3 protein-coding genes and 2 pseudogenes are annotated in these 3,440 nt (G+C 64.2%); 1 reads left to right on the top strand and 4 read right to left on the bottom strand.

Going from position 1 to position 3,440, the window contains the following annotated elements; all coding sequences use genetic code 11:
- Positions 1–387, top strand: a pseudogene (locus tag EOC06_RS42545) (NAD-dependent epimerase); the annotation flags it as partial.
- Between the two features lie 23 nt (positions 388–410).
- Here EOC06_RS42545 and EOC06_RS14705 read toward each other — a convergent pair.
- The 4 genes and pseudogenes from EOC06_RS14705 to EOC06_RS14690 all read right to left on the bottom strand — a co-directional run.
- A complete protein-coding gene (locus tag EOC06_RS14705) occupies positions 411–1,604 on the bottom strand; it encodes a nickel/cobalt transporter (protein WP_128308108.1) in 1,194 nt (397 codons plus the stop codon).
- A complete protein-coding gene (locus EOC06_RS14700) occupies positions 1,601–2,269 on the bottom strand; it encodes a DUF1007 family protein (protein ID WP_128308107.1) in 669 nt (222 codons plus the stop codon). The genes EOC06_RS14705 and EOC06_RS14700 overlap by 4 nt, the downstream gene beginning before the upstream one ends.
- An 89-nt stretch (positions 2,270–2,358) precedes the next feature.
- Positions 2,359–3,258, bottom strand: a complete 900-nt coding sequence (locus EOC06_RS14695) for a LysR family transcriptional regulator (protein WP_023810038.1) — start codon at positions 3,256–3,258, stop codon at positions 2,359–2,361.
- Positions 3,259–3,260: 2 nt separating this feature from the next.
- Positions 3,261–3,440 (bottom strand): annotated as a pseudogene (locus tag EOC06_RS14690) (amidase); the annotation flags it as partial.

Raw genomic sequence — 3,440 nt, 5'->3', positions numbered from 1 at the left:
GAGCCGTTGAGCGGCCACGAAGCGATCCTGCCGGTGCCGCGCTCGGTCGTGCACACGCATGCCAGCCCGCGCTCGGCGGTGAACTTCCTGATCCATGCGGCAGGGATCGACGGCAGCGCAGTCGGGCCGCGCCGCAACCTGACGATGCCCGGCGTTGCCGTCACCGTCGGCGAGCAGATCGAGGCGCTGGAACGCATCGCCGGGCCGAAGGCGGTAAGCCTGATCCGCGAGGTTCCGGATGACACGATCTGGGCGATCGTCAAGGGCTGGCCGACGCGCTTCGAGGCAAAGCGGTCACGGGAGCTCGGCTTCAGCGCCGAAAAGAGTTTTGACGAGATCATCCGCGCTCACATCGAGGATGAGCTCGGCGGCAAGATCGCGGGTTAAACTCCGAACCTCGTGGCGCCGGCCTATCCGCCGCTCGCCAAACTCGCCGACAGCAGCAGCAGTCCGAACAGGAACACAAACGCCGCGCCGCCGATCTCGACGATCGAGTGGATGCGGTTGCCCATGCGGCCGTCGCCGGCGAAATACACCGCCCAGTTCTTGGCGGTCACCGCCAGTGTCGCCAGTGCCGAAACGGTGATGGCCGTGCCAAGCGACATCGCCAGCACCGACAGCAGGCCGCCGAGCCAGAGCCCGTTGAGCAGGGCGAAGCTCAGCACGATCAGGGCGCCGGAGCAGGGGCGGATGCCGACCGCCGCCACCGCCGTCCACGCCGTGCGCCAGTCGAAGCGGTCGCCCGACAGCAGCGCCGGATCGGGTGCGTGCGAATGGCCGCAGGTGTCGCAGACTTCGCCGGCCGCGTGATCGTGATGAGCGTGATCGCGTTCGGCATGATCGTGATGATCGTGCGAAGGGCCGTGCGCATGGTCATGCGCGTGTAGCGCGTGCGAATGAGCATGCGCCGAATGGCTGTGAGCTGCATGGGAGTGACCGGCATGCGAATGGCCCCCATGAGAATGACCCCCATGAGAATGACCGGCGTGAGAATGGCCGGCATGAGCCGCCGACAGGCTGTAGGCCGGGCCCTTGCCGAACAGACGCAGGACGGCGGGGCCGAGTTTGCGCCACAGCAGCCAGGCGCCGAACAGGGTGACGAAGACAAAGCTCATGATCTCCATGAACCAGGCCGCGTCCGTCATCGAGACGGAGGTGCCGCGCAGGACGAAATAGGCGACCCCCATCACCGCGATCGCGGTCAGGCCCTGCAGCAGCGCCGAGACGAAGGACAAGAGGATGCCGCGCCGCAACGCCACCTCATTGGCCACCATGTAGGACGAGATCACCGCCTTGCCGTGGCCGGGGCCGGCAGCATGGAAAATACCGTAGGCGAAGGACAGGCCGACGAGTATCCAGATCTTGCTGCCGTCCTGGCGCATCGCCTTCATCGCCGTTGCCAGCGCGCGGTAGAATTCCTGCTGCCTGAGATTGATCCACATCAGGATATGGGCGAACGGGCCAGTGGTGGGCGCCATGCCGTCATTGACGCCGATGCCGAGCGAACTCTGGGCATGAGCGGCGTCGGCGAAATGCATCATGGCGACAGTGAGGGCCAACAGGCCGAATGCCAAACGCAGGGACGGTTTCGTCACCGGCTTCATCCTTCTGGCTGACAGGTCAGTTCGAGCTTGGTGGCGAAGATCTTGCTCATATCGGTGCCGGTCGGATCGTTGAAAAAGGCATCGGTGAGGGTCTTCTGGTTTTCCTTGATAGCCTCGTCCGGATCCGGACGGACCACCTTGCTGGTGCAGTTCGAGGGCAGGCCTTCAACCGTGATGTTGGAGTCCTCGGTGAAGTCGATCGCCGTGTAGAATGTCGGATCGTAGACGCCGATATCGATCCTGCCGTGGAGCTTGATCGGCACCTTCGGTTCGGACTCGAAAAGGATGATCAGCTGATCGTTGTCGAAATTGGCCATCAGATGCGGCGGCGGCGTCATCGCCACGTCCTTGCCGTCGACGGTGACGAGCTGGAAGTAATTGAACTCGGCCAGCGAGGCATGAACGGTGTCGGCGACTTCCTTCAGCTCCTTGTCATCGAGCTTCAGGTCGGAGTTCTTGTCGAACTCCATCATCACGGTCGAGGAAAACAGATCGTCGAAGCGCCAGAGATGACGCAGAGCCTTCACGCTTTGGTGATCCGGGGAGAGAATCACATCGAGGCGGGCCTCGGCGAAGACATGCGGATGCACGTAAGCCGGTCCAGTGGCGGCAAAGCTAGCCGCCAAGGCCGAAGCCAGCATGATTGCGTGCCGTTTCAGGTGCATTCTGGGTCGCGATTCCATAGGCCTCGGAAGAGTTGCCGAGAGTTACCAGAAAGGGGGCGAAATTGGGACCACGAGACTATTGACGCCGGTCAGCCAGCCTCGCGCGTCCTGAACCACTGCACCAAAAAGTCGACGAAGACGCGGACTTTCGCCGGCAGATAGCGGCGGTGCGGGTAGACGGCGAAGATGCCGCCGCCCGACAGGATACGGTCATCCATCACCGCCACCAGCCGGCCGCTCGCGAGGTCGGGCGCGGCGATGAAATCCGGCAGGACGGTAAATCCGAGGCCCGCCACGGCCGCGGCTCTCGCCGTCATCGGGCTGTTGACCTCGACCGGACCGGACACCGAAACGCTCACCGGATCGCCATTGTCGCCCTTGAACGGCCAGTTGTTCAGTCCGCGGCCATTGGTGTCGACGATGCAAGGCATGCGGCTGAGATCCTGCGGCCTTGTCGGCATGCCATGCTTGGCGATCAGTTCGGGGGAGGCGCAGAGCTTTATCGAAAACGGCGCCAGCCGCCTGGCGATCAGCGACGAGTTCTCCAGCCGCGAGATGCGCACCGCAAGATCGAAGCCCTCCTCGACCAGATCGACGAAGCGGTCGTCGAGCTGGATGTCGAGCACGATGTCGGGATGCTGCTTGGCGAAGTCGATCAGCGACTGGCCGATCGGCGCGTCGGCGAAGGTGCGCGGCGCCGACAGCTTGATCCGGCCGCGCACGTCGCCGGAGGATTCACGCACCGCGTCGGCCAGGCTGTCGACCTCGCGCACGATCTCAGAGGCGCGCCGGTAATAGGTGTGGCCGGCCTCGGTCATCGAGAACTGGCGCGTGGTGCGGTTGAGCAGCAAAGCGCCGAGTTCGTCTTCCAGCTCGCGCACATATTTCGACAGCAAGGCCTTGGAACGGCCGATCTTGCGCGCCGCCGCCGAAAAGCCCTCGGCCTCGACCACGTCGATGAAGGCACGCATGCGCGTCAGTGTGTCCATGGTCAGGCCTTTCGTGCCGCGTCGAGAAGTTTCCGACCGAGCCGTATCAGGGCAATGTCGCTGCCGGAAGGGCCAAGCAGCGACAGGCCGAACGGGGCGCCGGCGACCGAGCCGACGGGCAGCGTGATCTGTGGAAAACCGGACAGGCCGGCCAGGCACAGAAGTTGGAGCGCCCGTTCGGC

The sequence above is a fragment of the Mesorhizobium sp. M7A.F.Ca.MR.362.00.0.0 genome (genome assembly GCF_004023175.1).
Lineage (GTDB): Bacteria > Pseudomonadota > Alphaproteobacteria > Rhizobiales > Rhizobiaceae > Mesorhizobium.
Note: the sequence above shows the minus strand (reverse complement) of the source record. Positions and strands in the feature narration are given on the sequence as shown.